Below are 16,682 nucleotides of genomic sequence, written 5' to 3' on the forward strand. Positions count from 1 at the left end.
ATACATATCAAAAAAATGAAAAAAAATCTTTTACTGCCCGCCCTGATCCTCGCCGTATTATTCATAGGTTGCAACGAAGAAATAGTAAAATCCTTAATACTCGTAGATTATGTCGAGTTAAATGCGAGCACTGATGCTACACTCGATATTTCTGCCGGCAATCCACCTTATCAAATAGTATCTTCTGACAATACCATTGCCACAGCGACAGTAGATGGTTCTTCGATTACAATCAAGGGCCATAAAGAAGGAAAAACAACGCTTCTTCTTACCGACAGTAAAACACAGAACAAGAATATTCAGGTCAAGGTGGGAGTACCTCCCGTTGAATTTGCCAGACAGTATTCCCCTGAAACCATGAAAACCGTATTAAGCGACTTTGGGATAAGTTGGGAAGAAACAAGCGGACAAATCCCCAATGATATAAATATCCTTATTAAATCCGCAGAAGCCGATAAACTGGTTTATTTCAAAAGTTCCGAATGGCCAATAATTACGTCCGAAGAAATAAAGAAAATGATTACGTCGGATTCTCCAATCCCGGTAGGCAATGAAGGCATCAAACTGAAAGCCAATAAAGAAGAACTCTTCCACCATTATTTCGGAGTGAACTTCAAGGGAAGCTATTACTTATTTCATATATCGAGCGTGAATAAAAAAACAGATTCAACAGAGGAGATTTTCACAACCCTTACAGGTGAATACAAAAAAGCCCGATGATGATTCTCTTTTATTGATACAATAACAATAAAAAATTAAAACCAGGTTAAATGGAAAGAGCCCGGTACAATACCGAGCTCTTACTCCAAAGAATATGATTTATAATCTGTCCAATTATTGGGATCACTTTTTTCTAACAGCCTTTTTAGAACTAAGATTATATTATCAATTTTTCGTAAATGTGAAATTGTTAGTTCCGAAGGATCCTTGATCTACAGTGATAGTAAAATTAATAGTATAACTCCCATCACAAGGACTATAGAAACCGTTTGCAACTGTAAAACTATAGTTTGTATACGGAAGGTTCCATTCACTCAGATTCTCTGCAAATAGAGTTTTACCTCCAGTAATAGCATAAGTATCAGGGTTGATGGTTAATTTTACGGTGTTATTTGTACCTGTAGTTAACCCATCGACTATTTGAATTCCACTGATATACACTATGTAGGGATCATTCTCATCTGCAATAAACGTTACATTCCCTTCTATACCCCAATCTGAGGAAACTAAATGATAACTTCCAGATGTCAGATCAGTATCATAAGCACAGAATACACTGATTTTATGAGAAGTAGTCGCAGCAACTGTGGATCTTCCGTTTTTTTCCGTTCTTACATAGAGATAAAATACACTCTCTGTAGTAATTTCATCCAGTGGAATCCCTAGTGCAGTTGCAGCATCATCCGCACTTATTCTAACTGTAGCCGGAAAGGTAGAAATCTCTTGTAATTGTACCGTTTTATCTTCGTGCTTAATTTCAACAATACCTTTATCTATAGTCTCACCTTGCGGAAGAGATACGGTAAATTCTATATAGCTGTTTTCCAGATCGGTGGTGAAATTGGAGGGTTTAAAATTAGAAACTATCGGAACTACATTTTCACCTCTTTCCAATACCATATTTTCATTTGTATTCTCGCAACTCAACAACAAAAAGAAAAGCGATAATAACGAGAATATTTTTGATAGATTGATATAATGTTTCATATTAATATTGTTTATCATTTGTCAAATCAGTTTGATCCTCCGGCCCACCATACATTTTTAGAATATACGTATGTACCGTCTCCAATAATGTCAGCAATATTCGTATTGGTTGTAACATCACTTGACCCGTATGTATAGCGTAAAGGGAACTGGTTTGCGTTTTTAGGGTTATTTAATGTAATGAAATTTTCTCCATTCGCTTTCAAGCGACGGAAATCATTATAGGCTTCGAAAGCTTCTTCCTCATAAAAACCAATATACTTCTGAATCATTATCTCCGCGAGAATTGAACTTAAGCTGGATCCTCTTTCTTCAATTATTTGCTCCGCATATTGACCAGAATCATCCCCGGCTAAATTAATATTACTTTTACTGCTAGCAGCAATGATAGCCTTCCTTAATGATTCCTGAGCATTATCTAAATTGTTTAGTCTGGCATATGCTTCGGCTTTAAGGAATTCTATTTCGTGATAACTCAGGAAATAGGTTGGAGCTGTGGGAATACTAATTTGTGATTTTGTATAAACCCCTTGTTTTTGATCTGGAGTACCATTTGGCGCAATAACAAGTTCCTCGTCTCCATAGAAAATCTCTTTCCTGGGATCCTCTCGTTCATCTAATTTTTGAATGAAACTTTCACTAGCGCCAAAGTAATCCCTATCTTTTAAAAACCGACTAAATGGACTGAAAGAGGTTGAATTATTATACTTGAACTTAGCCTCTTCAGCACTATTAGTGAATGACTTATTTGCGTAATCAATCACAGCTTGATATTGAGGATTAATTTTGGATAATCGCAGGGTATATCTTGCTAATAGACCATTGGCGAATTTTTTCCATTTCACGATACTATTGGCATCAATCGTACCATCATCTGTTGTACCATAAATGAGATCCTGTGTTCCTAAAGCGTCAAACTCAGAAGTTTTTTCAAGATTAGAGATAGCATCATTGAGCAAAGCAAATATATCATCGTATATTTCTTCCTGGGTATCAAGTTTTGGAGAGTATATTATCCCCGGTTGTAATGCTTCACTCCATGGAATATCTCCAAAAGCATCCGTCAATATAGCCAAATTATAAGCAGTTAAAATCTGAGCTATCCCAAGGGTGTGATAATTACCTTCTTCTGATCCTCCTTCAGAGCACTTGGCGATGATATCCTTTAAATTGAATAAATTGGTATAAGTACTTTCCCATGCATTGTTGTATGTGGAACTGGAAGTCGGTTCAGATTGACGTATTTCAGCGTTATACATTTGTCCGTAGATACCAACATTATGTTCTATATAGATGGAAGCATAAAATGCTAAATCCGTGCCAACCGTACGGAATGCAGTACTAGTCATAACATCCGTTATTATAAACTTTGACGCCATGTTAGTTGAATTGTCTACATTCTCATTAATTCTGTCCATTATATCTTCCGAGCAGGACGAAAAGAGAGTTAAACAAGTCAACATTAAATATAGAAATATGTTATTCTTCATATTATTTTTAATTTATAGCAGTTATTGACTTTAAAATTTAATATCTAAACCAAATCCAAAACTCGTTGTCTGTGGTAATGAGAAACGTTCAAATCCACCCATCATATTGGTATTACCTTGGGAACTTTCAGGGTCGAGATTGGGCAGTTCAGTCCAGAGCAAGATATTACGGGAAAATACAGATAAAGAAATATCCTCAATGCCCAAAAGGACACGTTTCGGTAAATTATAGCGAAGTGAAATCTCACGTAGCTTAACAAATGAATTTCCATAGATAAATGCTTCATCAATATTTCCCAAAACATCCGAGTATAATGTCTGATATGCCTTCGCATCATTTGCTCCTCCTCTTACTATATCATTGGGAGTACCATCAGCTTTATATCCTTTATAAACGAAAGTGGATTCCCTATCTTCTGTTCTTTTAGAAACGCCATAAGTATCCATTAAGCCATTAGAGCCTGAATACATCTGACCTCCGTTTTTCCATTCGAATGTAGCTCCAAGAGAAACTCTTTTGAAGGACAGGTTAGTTGACGCTCCTATAATAAATTTAGGAGAGACTTCACCGATAACTTTGTCTTCGCCGGCGTAGGGCATACCATAAGAAGCCGATAAAGGATCCTCATCTACTAAAATACGCCCTTCATCATCTCTTGCAAAAGCAGTTCCATAAATTACAGGAAATGAATATCCAATACCGGCTCTTACTTGCGGAGTAACAAATCCTCCTAAAAATATACTTTCAACCCCTTCTGCTAATTTTTCCACATGGCTTCTTGCTTTTGAAAAGTTTACAGAAACATCCCACAAAAAATCCGCGGTTTTGACAGGTACAAAATAGAGGGTGAATTCATGCGCATCCGTTCTCATATCCCCACCGTTCATTACCAGACTTGAAACACCTGTTGAACCTGCTAAAGGCACTGTAAATATCTGATCGACGACCGTTTGATGGGAGAATGTATAATCAATACCCAATCGGTTATCAAAAAACTTCAATTCAGTTCCAACCTCATATGATTTTGTATTCTGGGGTTTCAAATTGGGATCATACAAAATACCATAGGGTATATAGGAACTCACCCCTCCTAAAGGATAAGTTATGGGATATGGTTCTTTCCACCAACTCCCTTCGTAAGAAGGAATATCGTAATAATTTTGATAATAATTACCGGCTTGCCCTACTTCTGCATAAGATGCCCTCAACTTTCCAAAATTTAACCAATCCAATTCCTTCAAATTGTCGATTTCTGTAAATACAAACCCTAAAGAAACAGAAGGATAGAAAAATGATCTATTGTTCCTTGGCATTGTTGAAACAATATCACGACGCCCTGTTGTATTAAAATATAACATGTTTTTATAATCCAAAGATGCATTATAAAACATACCTATAGTCCTTGATTGTGAAGTACCGGTACTAGCGGTCTGAGTAGAGGTGTTATCAATATGATTCCATCCTCCAAAGTTAAAATCATTCCCGGTTTCACTGTATGATCTATCATTATCTTGATTTATTTCATTACCAATCAGTAAATTAAAACCTAAATCCTCAGATAATTTCCAATCATAGATAGCTGTTAATAATGAATTCACAGTTGTGGAGGTTACCCCATAATTATTGATGGACCCGTTCCCTCCTTTACTTCCATATCCGAAAATATCAGTATAATTTCCTGAATAAGTATCGACACCAAGTTGATATTTGACATTTATTTTTTTAGTTTCATCAATTTGTGAATGATATTCAATGTAGGTATTCCCAAAGAAACGGGTCGTCTTTTCATTAAAAGTATTATTCTTTTCTACCCAGTATGGATTGTCGAATGTCAAACTCCTGTAATAGATCTGTGAATATTCATTCCCAATAGGATGACTAGGAATCCCTTTTAAGTTATAGCTCAAGGGAGCCGCGAGTACACCTGCCAATGAACCATCATTAGCTCCGGTTAATTTATCAATTGAAATGTTAGAGTAGTTCCCGCTAAATCCAGCGTTAAAATGGTTGCTTAATTGTTGAGTTGCACTAATCTTGGCATTATATCGGGTCATGCCAGTATTAAGGGCTATCCCTTCCTGATCAGTATAACCCAAGCCTATAGCAAAGCTTCCTTCGTTGGTAGCCCGGCTTACATTCACCCCACTATTCGAGGTAACCCCTGTATGAAAATAATCATTCCAGTTATCATAAACTTGAGGAGTTACCCATGGATCCAGTCCTGCGGTCTCTAATTGTGGAACACGATATTTACCCGGATGGGCATCACCTATATTTCCTCCATAAACGGGGTCGTTAGGCAAATCAGTTATTTTTGGCCCCCATGATAAAGAGTTTCTTGGGTCAAACGATCCTCCCGTTCCCTGAGCATATATTGTTTGATAATCGGGAGTACGGGATACTTTGTCAAAACTTGTATTTTGAGCGAATGTAACGATTGTTTTACCTTTTTCTCCGCCTGCTCCACTTTTAGTAGTAATGATTACTACACCATTTGATGCACGAATCCCATACAAAGCTGCAGCCGCCTGCCCTTTCAACACATTCACACTCTCAATATCATTGGGATCAATATCTATTGATCGATTAGAATAATCAGCTCCAGTGACACTATTTAATGTAGAATAAGGCGAATTGCTTGAAATAGGCAAGCCATCTACAACGTAAAGAGGTTGGTTATTTCCTGTGAATGAACGTGCACCACGAATATTAAATTGAGTTGAAGCACCGGGCATACCACTTGATACTTTGATGTCAACGCCCGAAACTTTGCCTTGAAGAGCCGTCGATAAATTAGGATTACCGGCATTGGCAATATCCTTCACATCCTGTACAGCATAACCAAGTGCTTTTCTTTCTCTGGAAATACCCAATGCTGTAACAACCAATTCTTCAAGCATCTCTGTATCTTCACTTAATACTACTCTCACATTTGCCCTCACAGGTACCTCTTGTGTCTGGTATCCGACATAAGAGATCACAAGTGTACCACCGGCAGGAGCAGATAAAGTGAAATTACCGTCCATATCGGAAACGGTTCCCTGCGATGTCCCTTTGATCTGGATGGTAGCCCCAATCACCGGGTCGCCCGATTCACCCACCACGGTACCGCGTACCTGGGTCTGAGCCATCAGCATCCCTATCCCTAAAAAGAATAGGGATAAAAACATAGTTAATTTTCTTTTCATAAACTCTACTTTTAAATTAAACACTATATTATTCTAACATTTTATCTTACCGATAGCGCTGAAAGGGGTTTTAACTAATAATAAAAGATAAATCATCACTCATACACAACACCCTTCTTACTACGACAATTCGCATCGTACAACCGACGACCCGATAACTTTACAAACTCGAGAACTCTACAACTCGACCACTCTACATCTCCACACTAAATTAACATTTTTATGGTTTATATACGCTTCGCAAATATAAATCATTTATTTCAATTATGTGATTTTTTGCACTTTTTTTTAAAAAAAATGTCAGACTGAAATCTCTATCCCTGTTTTTGATACATTTCATAGGACTTCCGCTGAAAACATAGCTGCAAAAAGGATCACGGAATTTTAACAATTATATGCACGATAATCTTACAATCTATAATGGTGCAAATATACACCTTCAAAAAACATTATGCAAGCAAAAATCAAAAATTTCTTTATTTTTTATTATATATGGGGAAAATCAATATAAAAAAGACAAAACCGGTAAATTCAAAAAAGCGCAAAAAAAGGTGACCTTACGGCCACCTTTTCCATTTCCTGATATTCTAAAAAACGTTTATTCTTCTATTCCCAATAATTCCACATCGAAGATGAGATTGGAAAATGGCTTGATGGTACCACGGTCCTGTGCTCCGTAAGCCAGATCGTAAGGAATATACAATCTCCATTTTGATCCCACGGGCATCAGTTTCAACGCTTCCGTCCAACCCGGGATCACCTGGGTCACACCAAAGGTGGCGGGTTCTCCCCTGTTTACACTGCTGTCGAATACCGTACCGTTGATCAATGTGCCATGATAATGCACCTTCACCCGATCGGTATCGGCAGGAGTAGGTCCGTTACCTTCACGAAGGATCTCATATTGCAGTCCGCTGGGGAGTGTAACCACACCTTCTCTCTTGGCGTTGTCGGCCAGGTAAGCATTTCCGGCGGCAATACTATCGGCATACTGCACCTTAAGTTCTTCTTCCTGACGGGTTTGTTCGGCTTGCTGCGCTTTTTCCATCTCTTTTTGTACCAGCGCATTGGCCTCCACCGTACTGATCGCTAACTGCTGATTTTTCAGCGTGGAGATCAATCCGGCCAGTATCTGGTCGCTATTCACTTTCTGAGTGGAGTCGGATCCGAAAAGCATCGTATTGAATTGTGGAAGCATCATCTGGGAAAACTGTACCCCGATACTTAATCCCTGGGCATACGGCGACTTCTCTTTCAGATTCATCGCTTCTTTCAACCCTTTGATGAATTCATTGAGCCGGGGAGCGTTGATCTGGTTCACCGAATCGAGCTTTGCAGCCATCTCTTTTTGTAATACTTCCTTCTGAGTGGAATCGGCAGAGGCGATCCTCATCTGATAATCGTATTCGATGTTGGAGGTGCTTTGCAATATTCCTTGTTGCTCGAGATATTGCACCAATCCCTGGTCGGCCATACTTACGCCATAGGCATAAGAGACACTGTCCACAGAGTTCTTCAGGGATGTCTTCGGTGTGGAAGCTCCTCCGCAGGATACCATCAACACTGCCAGAACAGTCATTGCACTAAATGTACCTAAAATTGTTTTCTTCATTTTCTTCTATATATTAATAATGTGTATATATTATTGTCTTTTGTGGCGGAAGCAGGTGTTGCCCGCCCGGCGACTACTCTATCCCCAATAGTTCCACATCGAAAATGAGAGCGGAGTTGGGCTCTATGGAATTTCCCGCTCCCTGTTCCCCGTAGGCAAGTCCGGAAGGTATATACAACCTCCATTTCGACCCGACGGACATCAACTGGAGCGCTTCTACCCACCCTTTAATCACCTGGTTTACACCGAAAACGGCCGGCTGTCCTCTCTGCACGGAACTATCAAAGACCTGCCCATTCAGCAACGTGCCGTGATAGTGGCATTTCACCCTATCGGTGGCTTTGGGTTTGGCCCCGTCTCCTTCCTGCAGGATCTCATATTGCAGCCCGCTGGGAAGCGTAACCACACCCTCTTTTTTCCCGTTTTCTTTCAGGAACACTTCCCCCTCTTTCAGATTATCCTCAAGCATTTCATCCTGTACCTTACTGAAATACCCCTGAATGACCTGATTGGCTTCCTGGGGATCCATGGAGGGAGTGGCATTATTCATAATCTCGGTAAAGGCTTTCACAAATGATTCCACATCTATCTGCTTCAACCCTGAATTCATCAGATTAGAAGCCATACTCATTCCCAACGCGTAGCTTAGTTTGTCCATCTAACTTTTTCCTTTTTGATTTTTACTCACAAAAGTACGATTTTAATGTGAAATAATTTTGATTTTAAGGAGAAAAAACTATATTTATAAAATAGAATATAGGATACGCCTCTGAAAAGCTCAAACAAGTTTGGCTTTTCTCTCGGCTTTCACTATATTTGGAAGAAAAAAAGAGATTTCTATGCAAAAGAAACTGGTTGTACTTACAGGAGCCGGCATGAGCGCCGAGAGCGGAATTGCTACTTTCCGGGATTCGGGAGGTTTGTGGGAACAGTATCCGGTGGAACAGGTGGCTACACCCGAAGGATTTGAGGCGAACCCTGAACTGGTGTTGAATTTCTACAATATGCGGCGCCGCGAACTGATGAAAGCCAAACCCAACGCGGGACATTACGCACTGGCCGAAATGGAAAAGGATTTAGATATATATATTATCACGCAAAACATTGACAACCTGCATGAACAGGCCGGCAGCACAAAAGTGATCCACCTCCATGGCGAACTGATGAAAGCGCGCTCTACAAAAGATGAATCGCTGATCTACGATATCGACCCGGCACATATCGATCTGCATCTGGGCGATACCTGCGAGAAGGGGTTCCAGTTACGACCGCATATCGTATGGTTCGGCGAAGCAGTCCCCATGATCCTGGAAGCCGAAAAGATCTGTCGACAGGCCGATATCTTCGTTATCATCGGCACCTCCATGAACGTGTATCCGGCGGCGGGGCTGCTCGATGACGTGAGAAGGAACGTTCCGGTATATTTAATTGATCCCAAGGATGTATCCACACGGCGATACGACATACACCATATTCAAAAAGGGGCTTCGGAAGGAGTCAGGGAGTTACAACGATTATTACTGTAAGTATGTAGAAAAATAGACCTATAAACTTTGAATAATAATCAAAAGCATATTATCTTTGGATGGCCCGGCAGATTAATTATGTAAGGATTTTCCCTGTTTTAGAAGTAACTGAAAAAGAGAACCAAAAGCAGACTTTGGCTCTATCTGGAAGATTACAATTCAATTTTAATTTTTCGATAGTCGCGCTTTTTTTGTAATTTCGCTTTTCAAATAAGAAAAAGATCCGTGGGAAAAAAAATAGTGGAAACGCCAATGATGAAGCAGTACGTCGAGATAAAAAAACAACATCCCGACGCTATTTTACTGTTTCGTGTGGGCGACTTTTACGAGACATTTTCGGATGATGCCGTCGTAGCGGCTGAGATACTGGGTATCACACTCACACGAAGGGCAAACGGGACTGCACAGTTCGTGGAGCTGGCCGGCTTCCCGCACCATGCCCTGGACACCTATCTGCCGAAACTGGTGCGTGCCGGCAAGCGTGTGGCGATCTGCGACCAGTTGGAAGATCCGAAGATGACCAAAAAACTGGTAAAACGGGGGATCACCGAGTTGGTAACACCGGGCGTATCTATCAACGACACTATCCTGAACCATAAAGAGAACAATTTCCTCTGCGCAATGCATATGGAAAAGGGCAACCGGTTCGGAATTGCTTTCCTCGATATTTCCACCGGTGAATTCCTCACCGCCGAAGGGACAGACGACGATATCGACAAGCTGCTCTCCAACTTCTCTCCAAAAGAGATACTCATTGAACGGGGCAACAAAAAAAAGTTTGAAGAACTTTTTGGTTCCCAATGGTTTCTTTTTGAACTGGACGACTGGATCTTTACCGAAAACAGCGCCCATGACAGGCTGCTTTCCCATTTTCAGACAAAGAACCTGAAAGGTTTCGGCGTGGAGCAACTCACACGGGGGATTATCGCTTCAGGCGCCATACTCCATTACTTAGATATCACGCAGCACAAGCATATTGGCCATATAACCTCCCTGTTGCGCATCGAGGAAGAGCGTTTCGTACGGCTCGACAGATTCACCATACGCAATCTGGAACTCATCAACCCTCTCAATGAAGGGGGAAAAAGCCTGCTCAACGTGCTCGACAAGACCATCTCCCCTATGGGTTCACGCCTCCTGCGCCGGTGGACGGTCTTCCCCCTGAAGGAAGCCCAACCGATTGAAGCCCGCCTGAACGTGGTGGAGCATTTTTTCCGGGAGCCGGAATTGAAAAAGGTGCTTGAACAACAACTCTCCCTTATAGGCGACCTGGAACGGATTATCTCCAAAGCAGCCACGGGAAGAATTACTCCGAGAGAGGTAGCACAACTGAGAGTGGCGCTCACCGCAATCGAGCCGATCCGGGAGGCTTTCCTCTCCTCCGATAATCAAAGTATCGCGGAGATGGGAGAAAAACTCGACCCCTGTCTCACGATCCGGGATCGTATTGAGAAAGAGATCGTGCCCGACCCTCCTGCTTTACTGCACAAAGGCGGATATATAAGGAAGGGGGTGGACAAAGAGCTGGACGAACTGCGCCAAATAGCCTATTCCGGTAAAGATTACCTGATGCAGATACAGCAGCGCGAGAGCGAAAGAACTGGTATTCCGTCTCTGAAGGTGGCTTTCAACAACGTATTTGGCTATTATATAGAAGTACGCAACGCACACAAGGACAAAGTCCCGGCAGACTGGATACGCAAACAGACGCTGGTGAATGCCGAACGGTATATCACAGAAGAATTGAAAGAATATGAAGAGAAGATCTTGGGAGCGGAAGAGAAAATCATCTCGCTGGAAAACCGCATTTACTCTTTATTGGTGGAAAGCCTGCTTGAATATATCCCCATTATCCAGACCAACGCCAATATAATTGCCCGGGTCGATTGCCTCCTCTCTTTTGCCAACGTGGCACAGGAGAACAAATATATGCGGCCGGAGATTAACGATTCCGAAATCATCGACATACAGAACGGCCGCCATCCGGTGATCGAAAAACAACTTCCTCCCGGTGAACCGTTTATCGCCAACGACCTATATATAGATAGCAACACACAGCAGGTTATCATCATTACAGGTCCCAATATGGCAGGTAAGTCAGCGCTCCTGCGCCAGATCGCGCTTATCACCCTGATGGCACAGATCGGCAGCTTCGTACCGGCCGATTCGGCAAAGATCGGACTGGTAGATAAGATATTTACCCGGGTGGGGGCATCAGACAACATCTCGCTCGGGGAATCCACTTTTATGGTGGAGATGAACGAGGCGGCCAATATCCTGAATAACCTGTCGGATCGCAGCCTTGTCCTTTTTGATGAACTGGGACGCGGCACAAGCACCTACGACGGCATCTCCATCGCCTGGGCAATAGTGGAATATATACACGAAAATCCGAAAGCGCGTGCCAAAACTCTCTTCGCTACCCATTACCACGAACTGAACGAAATGGAGAAATCGTTCAAACGTATAAAAAACTACAATGTGGCGATAAAGGAAATCGACAACAAAGTGATCTTCCTGCGTAAACTGGTTCCGGGCGGAAGCGAACATAGTTTTGGCATCCATGTGGCAAAAATGGCCGGCATACCGCAAAGCATCACCAAACGCGCGGATGCTATCCTCGCCCAGATGGAGTCCTCCAACCGGAAAGAGATGATCAAGAAACCCATTCAGGATTTCGTGGAAAAACGGGAGGGATATCAACTGAGCTTCTTCCAGCTGGATGATCCGATACTCAGCCAGGTACGCGACGAGATCATCAACCTCGACGTAAACAATTTAACTCCCCTCCAGGCATTGAACAAGTTGAACGAGATCAAGAAAATTGTCAAAGGAAAATAAATCTCCTTATATACTATGGCTTCGGATAAGTTATCCGAAGCCATATCAAGAAAAAACCATCCAAAGAGATGATGTATAACGAAAACAAACTGAACGAAACAGAACGTACCGGACGCATCGAGGTCATCTGCGGCTCAATGTTCTCCGGCAAAACCGAAGAGTTGTTGCGCAGATTACGCCGTGCACAGTTTGCCCGGCAAATGGTGGAAATTTTCAAACCTTCCATCGATACCCGCTATTCAGAGGAAGAGGTGGTCTCACACGATAAAAACACTATCCTTTCCACTCCTGTGGAACACTCCAGTAATATCTTACTGCTCTCTTCCGGAGCGGAAGTGATAGGAATAGATGAGGCCCAGTTCTTCGACATGGGATTGGTGGATGTATGCCAGGAACTTGCCGACCAGGGGATCAGGGTGATCATAGCCGGCCTCGATATGGATTTCAAACGTGTTCCCTTCGGCCCGATGCCTGCATTGTGCGCTATTGCCGACGATGTGGTAAAAGTGCATGCCATCTGTGTACAGTGCGGTAACCTTGCCAATTACTCGCACCGGCTGGTGAAAAACGACAAACAGGTGATGCTGGGCGAAACCGACGAATACCAGCCCCTCTGCAGGAAATGCTATTTAAGGGCAATGGATAAGAGGGATCAGGAGGGAGAGGAGGATATATAAAACGTACTCAGCACAGCTCTATGGTCAGAAGGATAATCTTCAATTACAATATCACTGAATTTCCCGGATTCTCCTACGATTTGTGAGCGGCTCAGGGAAATGTTTCCCCCCCAATAGAATACAAAATCAATACGGTCCGGCACTTCCCGGTATTTCTCGGTTTCAGGAAGGGTAGTCCATGTATGGCCTGGATATTCCACTTCATCAGGATATAAAGTCCGGTAGGAATCTTTCATACCGGCCTGTAACTGAAAATTTTTCGTTGCAGGCCATTCGACTCTCATTTTACACAAATTCGCCTTTGCCGCATTTTCCGTCCAGTCCAACCAGGACGGCTCATTAAAATCGCCGGTAAGAAAAACCGGACAATTATCATTTTGAGCTTCTTTTATTTCCCTGAGGATAAGCGTCACCTCTTCTCCCCTGGTACGCCAGGCCGATTCTATCGCTTCCGAAGCCGTTGAGAGCAACGGACCTCCACAATATTCTATACCATTCAGTTGATAGGGTTCATACGGACAGTAATACAGATGAACATTAAACATCCATACAAATTGATTTTTTCCCGTCTGTATTTTGACTCCTTTTCCCGAATCCGATGTTTTGACAATAGGGTACTTACTGATTATGGTAGCGCTGTTATTGGAGGGATGCGAATACCAACCCAGGCTATCTGCAATAGCGACGGCCGTATTTGAACCGTTACGGGTAGCCTCTTGTATCCCCACAATATGAGCACCGCTATTCACAATCACTTCCGCGGTCTTTTCAATGGAATTGCCGCCTCCCACCCAGATATTAAAACTCATCACCTGTAATTCATAAGAGTTCTTTTGAGTACAGGAACAACAGATAAAAAGAAAACCCAACAAGTACCAATGTAAACGCATCATATTTTTTGAATTTACGAGAGTGGCTGTTGCTGCCACATAACCACACAAATATACTATTTTGAATGAATTTCAACAAAAAAAGACTTGCTTCATTTGGAATAGATGTGCTAACAACCTATATCAGTCCAAACGGATTTCTGACACCGGATCCCAAAAGACTTTCCTCCAGTTTTTTATTCTGTTATTCTCCACTGTTACGCCTTCCGATTCCAACAGTTCCTGCATTGTGTCAGGGGTTTTGAAGGCATCTTTGCCGGAGAGTTCCCCTTGACTGTTTACGACCCTGTGTGCCGGGATATTTTGAACGGCACTGTCCGCCAAGGCTTTGCCCACCATACGGGAATGGGATGGATAACCTATGGAACGGGCTATTGCTCCATAGCTTGTAGCTCTTCCTTTGGGTATCATACTGACGATTTCAGACACAAGCTCTCTGAATTCCTTTATATCAGGTTTATCTTCCGGTTTCATCTCAACGATAGATTTCAAAATGTAAAGATATATAAATTAATAACGGCCTTATCCGGGTTATTGTGGCATAACCCGAATAACAGGACAAATATTTTTCCATGAAAAACTACAGAAAAATGCAGGAAAAGGATGCTTTTTTAAAAGAACGGCAAACAATACGGGCGGTTATTTGTTATTTCTCTATATAAACCAAAACGTATGAAACGGGCACGTAAGTCGGTTTAACGATATAATGATCTACCGATTTGATAATTACTGATCACCAAATCGATAAGTTGTTAAAAACTGATCGGTGGGGTTCCGTATACCTTAACTTAAAAAACAAATAATCGTATGAAACTAAAAAAACTATTTTTCGCAGTACTTTTGATGACAGCAATAGTAACTACACTGAATGCACAACAGTATAACACTGCTCTTGGCGTGAGACTGGGGTATGACAGCGGTGTGACACTGAAACACTTCTTTGCTCCTGCATCGGCTGGTGAGTTTATCCTCGCGGCGTCACCCCATTACTTCCAATTGACCGGATTATATGAATACCAACAACCGGTTCCGGGAGCACCCGGGTTAGATTGGTACCTGGGGCTCGGTGCGCATATCGGGGGCATCCACAAAGAAAGGGATCGTTACAACAGCGCCTTCCTGCTGGGGGCCGACCTGATCGGGGGCATCGAGTATATTTTTCCCCAGGCACCCTTTAATATTTCTTTAGACTGGAAGCCGTCGTTCAATTTCACCAACAGCTATAACGATTACTGGTATAGCGGATTTGCGCTCAGCTTGCGCTATACGTTCAAATAAAAAATAAAAATACTTTGGGAAGACCGTCCTCAAACGAGGGCGGTTTTTTTTATTGAAAATGGATGATAAAATTCATAGGATCTCTAATTACGTCCCGACGACAGCAGAAGGATTACAAGACAGACTTTTATTACCTATTTCATTGGTTAAATGTTCATTTTCTATTTTTAATCTCTCATTTTTGGCTGATAATTCTTTGATCTCACCGAGGAGTTTGTCCAAAACCGGTTCCGGGATATGATCATCAGTTGAGTTATTAAGCATCTCACCCGTGCCTAAAACCAGCCACATTGGATTCAGATCCGGACAATTTTCTATTATTTGCATGAGTACACCTTCTCCTACATCCGAGAGCCTTGTATACATTTTACTTAAATAACCATTGGAAACACCAATCATCCTCTCAAACTCAGCCGGTCTTAATCCCTTCTCATTTAGATAGTGATATATTCTTTGAATTATTTTCATGAAAATAGAAAATATTCCTTATAAATTTGTTTAATTAGAAAATTGTCTATAACTTTGTGTCAAGTTTCAATTTGAAAAACGCTATAAAGATATAGAAAAATTTTCATATATAACAAGAATGGAAAATACTATCATAAAAGTTGACTATTCAGTACGAAAAGAGATCATGAGAATGCTCAATGTGACGTATCCTACTATCCGGAAGGCGCTAAATGGTGAGACGGATACGGAATTATCAAAAAGAATCAGGCAAACCGCGATTGCAAAAGGAGGTATCGAATTAAAAATTATCGACAAATAAAAGTCAAAGTTTACGAACTGACGGGCAATTAATTCATTACGACCTACATCTCTAGCTCTATAAAAGCGGCATATTATATGGCCGCAGTCATTAAAAGTATTCGTGTAATTAGAGCGCTATTAATAAAGGATGGTATGGACGGCATTCAATTAAAAAATGACAGAAAGCATACCGTACGCAAATATTTGCTGACGGATGTGGCATCCTGCATATTTACTTTCTCTGACGGGCTGAAAAGCAGGGTTACCCCGTCGCCCGACAATGAGATTGTCCTTGTGAAGCTGATCCCGCGAATATCTAAATCAAAACGGTTTGAGGATAGTGTGTTGAGCAACTACTTATCGGCAAGGAATATGAGTGAACTGGCAAAGTTTTGCGGTTACGATTGCATAAAAACTTTCACACGCCATTTCAAGAAATGTTTCGGACAAACACCTTATCAATGGATGTTAGATAGGAAAATGGAGGAGATTAACTCATTGGTAATGAAGTCGGATATGTCCATTACGGAAATAGCCAAAATGTACGACTTCAAGAGCGTATCACATTTGGTGACTCTCTATAATAAACACTACGGGATTCCACCCGCCAAAAGCAGATTATTAGGATCTACCTGATCCCTGTTTTTCCATACAACACCACATCTTACCTATCCTTGTTTACCGGAGCATTCGCCAACCGCCTTCGTTTGAAAGCGGTTTTT

The 16,682-nt window shown here is 41.6% G+C and carries 15 protein-coding genes; 7 read left to right on the forward strand and 8 right to left on the reverse strand.

Features of this window, described 5'->3' with window-relative positions; all coding sequences use genetic code 11:
* The first annotated feature begins 15 nt into the window (after window positions 1-15).
* Window positions 16-720, forward strand: coding sequence for a hypothetical protein (locus Q0502_RS09610; protein ID WP_298650004.1), 705 nt, complete (start codon window positions 16-18; stop codon window positions 718-720).
* 165 nt (window positions 721-885) lie between these two features.
* Here Q0502_RS09610 and Q0502_RS09615 read toward each other — a convergent pair whose 3' ends face one another.
* From Q0502_RS09615 to Q0502_RS09635, 5 genes are all read right to left on the reverse strand, one after another.
* Window positions 886-1,707 carry a hypothetical protein gene (locus Q0502_RS09615; RefSeq protein ID WP_298650007.1) on the reverse strand — a complete coding sequence of 274 codons (822 nt, stop codon included), beginning with the start codon at window positions 1,705-1,707 and terminating at the stop codon, window positions 886-888.
* 26 nt (window positions 1,708-1,733) lie between these two features.
* Entirely contained in the window at window positions 1,734-3,197 is a 1,464-nt protein-coding gene (locus tag Q0502_RS09620; protein ID WP_298650010.1) for a SusD/RagB family nutrient-binding outer membrane lipoprotein, read from the reverse strand.
* Window positions 3,198-3,227: 30 nt separating this feature from the next.
* Entirely contained in the window at window positions 3,228-6,386 is a 3,159-nt protein-coding gene (locus tag Q0502_RS09625; protein ID WP_298650012.1) for a SusC/RagA family TonB-linked outer membrane protein, read from the reverse strand.
* 598 nt (window positions 6,387-6,984) lie between these two features.
* A complete protein-coding gene (locus Q0502_RS09630; protein WP_298650014.1) occupies window positions 6,985-7,998 on the reverse strand; it encodes an FKBP-type peptidyl-prolyl cis-trans isomerase in 1,014 nt (337 codons plus the stop codon).
* A 73-nt stretch (window positions 7,999-8,071) separates the two neighbouring features.
* The gene (locus tag Q0502_RS09635; RefSeq protein WP_298650015.1) at window positions 8,072-8,656 is read right to left on the reverse strand and encodes an FKBP-type peptidyl-prolyl cis-trans isomerase; all 585 of its coding nucleotides are present in this window, start codon (window positions 8,654-8,656) and stop codon (window positions 8,072-8,074) included.
* 181 nt (window positions 8,657-8,837) lie between these two features.
* Here Q0502_RS09635 and Q0502_RS09640 point away from each other — a divergent pair, with 181 nt between their 5' ends.
* The 3 genes from Q0502_RS09640 (at window position 8,838) to Q0502_RS09650 (ending at window position 13,042) form a co-directional block, all read left to right on the forward strand.
* Window positions 8,838-9,524: an NAD-dependent deacylase gene (locus Q0502_RS09640; RefSeq protein WP_298650018.1), complete on the forward strand. Its 687-nt coding sequence runs from the start codon at window positions 8,838-8,840 to the stop codon at window positions 9,522-9,524.
* Window positions 9,525-9,776: 252 nt separating this feature from the next.
* A complete protein-coding gene (gene mutS / locus Q0502_RS09645; protein ID WP_298650056.1) occupies window positions 9,777-12,365 on the forward strand; it encodes a DNA mismatch repair protein MutS in 2,589 nt (862 codons plus the stop codon).
* Window positions 12,366-12,433: 68 nt separating this feature from the next.
* A complete protein-coding gene (locus Q0502_RS09650) occupies window positions 12,434-13,042 on the forward strand; it encodes a thymidine kinase (protein ID WP_298650021.1) in 609 nt (202 codons plus the stop codon).
* On the opposite strand, the gene Q0502_RS09655 is transcribed toward Q0502_RS09650, so the two are convergent.
* Both Q0502_RS09655 and Q0502_RS09660 read right to left on the reverse strand, forming a co-directional pair.
* Entirely contained in the window at window positions 13,018-13,935 is a 918-nt protein-coding gene (locus Q0502_RS09655; protein WP_298650024.1) for an endonuclease/exonuclease/phosphatase family protein, read from the reverse strand. The genes Q0502_RS09650 and Q0502_RS09655 overlap by 25 nt on opposite strands.
* 120 nt (window positions 13,936-14,055) lie before the next feature.
* Window positions 14,056-14,406, reverse strand: coding sequence for an MGMT family protein (locus tag Q0502_RS09660; protein WP_298650027.1), 351 nt, complete (start codon window positions 14,404-14,406; stop codon window positions 14,056-14,058).
* A 333-nt stretch (window positions 14,407-14,739) separates the two neighbouring features.
* On the opposite strand from Q0502_RS09660, the gene Q0502_RS09665 reads away from it, so the two are divergent.
* Window positions 14,740-15,210 (forward strand): hypothetical protein, encoded by a 471-nt coding sequence (locus Q0502_RS09665; protein ID WP_298650031.1) that lies wholly within the window; start codon window positions 14,740-14,742, stop codon window positions 15,208-15,210.
* A gap of 87 nt (window positions 15,211-15,297) precedes the next feature.
* Here the strand turns inward: Q0502_RS09665 and Q0502_RS09670 are convergent, their stop codons facing one another.
* The gene (locus tag Q0502_RS09670; protein ID WP_298650034.1) at window positions 15,298-15,678 is read right to left on the reverse strand and encodes a hypothetical protein; all 381 of its coding nucleotides are present in this window, start codon (window positions 15,676-15,678) and stop codon (window positions 15,298-15,300) included.
* Between the two features lie 118 nt (window positions 15,679-15,796).
* Here Q0502_RS09670 and Q0502_RS09675 point away from each other — a divergent pair, with 118 nt between their 5' ends.
* Both Q0502_RS09675 and Q0502_RS09680 read left to right on the forward strand, forming a co-directional pair.
* Window positions 15,797-15,979, forward strand: coding sequence for a hypothetical protein (locus tag Q0502_RS09675; protein ID WP_298650037.1), 183 nt, complete (start codon window positions 15,797-15,799; stop codon window positions 15,977-15,979).
* Window positions 15,980-16,056: 77 nt separating this feature from the next.
* Window positions 16,057-16,596, forward strand: a complete 540-nt coding sequence (locus Q0502_RS09680) for an AraC family transcriptional regulator (RefSeq protein ID WP_298650039.1) — start codon at window positions 16,057-16,059, stop codon at window positions 16,594-16,596.
* The last annotated feature ends 86 nt before the right edge of the window (window positions 16,597-16,682 follow it).

The organism is uncultured Proteiniphilum sp., from assembly GCF_937873925.1.
Classification (GTDB): Bacteria; Bacteroidota; Bacteroidia; order Bacteroidales; family Dysgonomonadaceae; genus Proteiniphilum.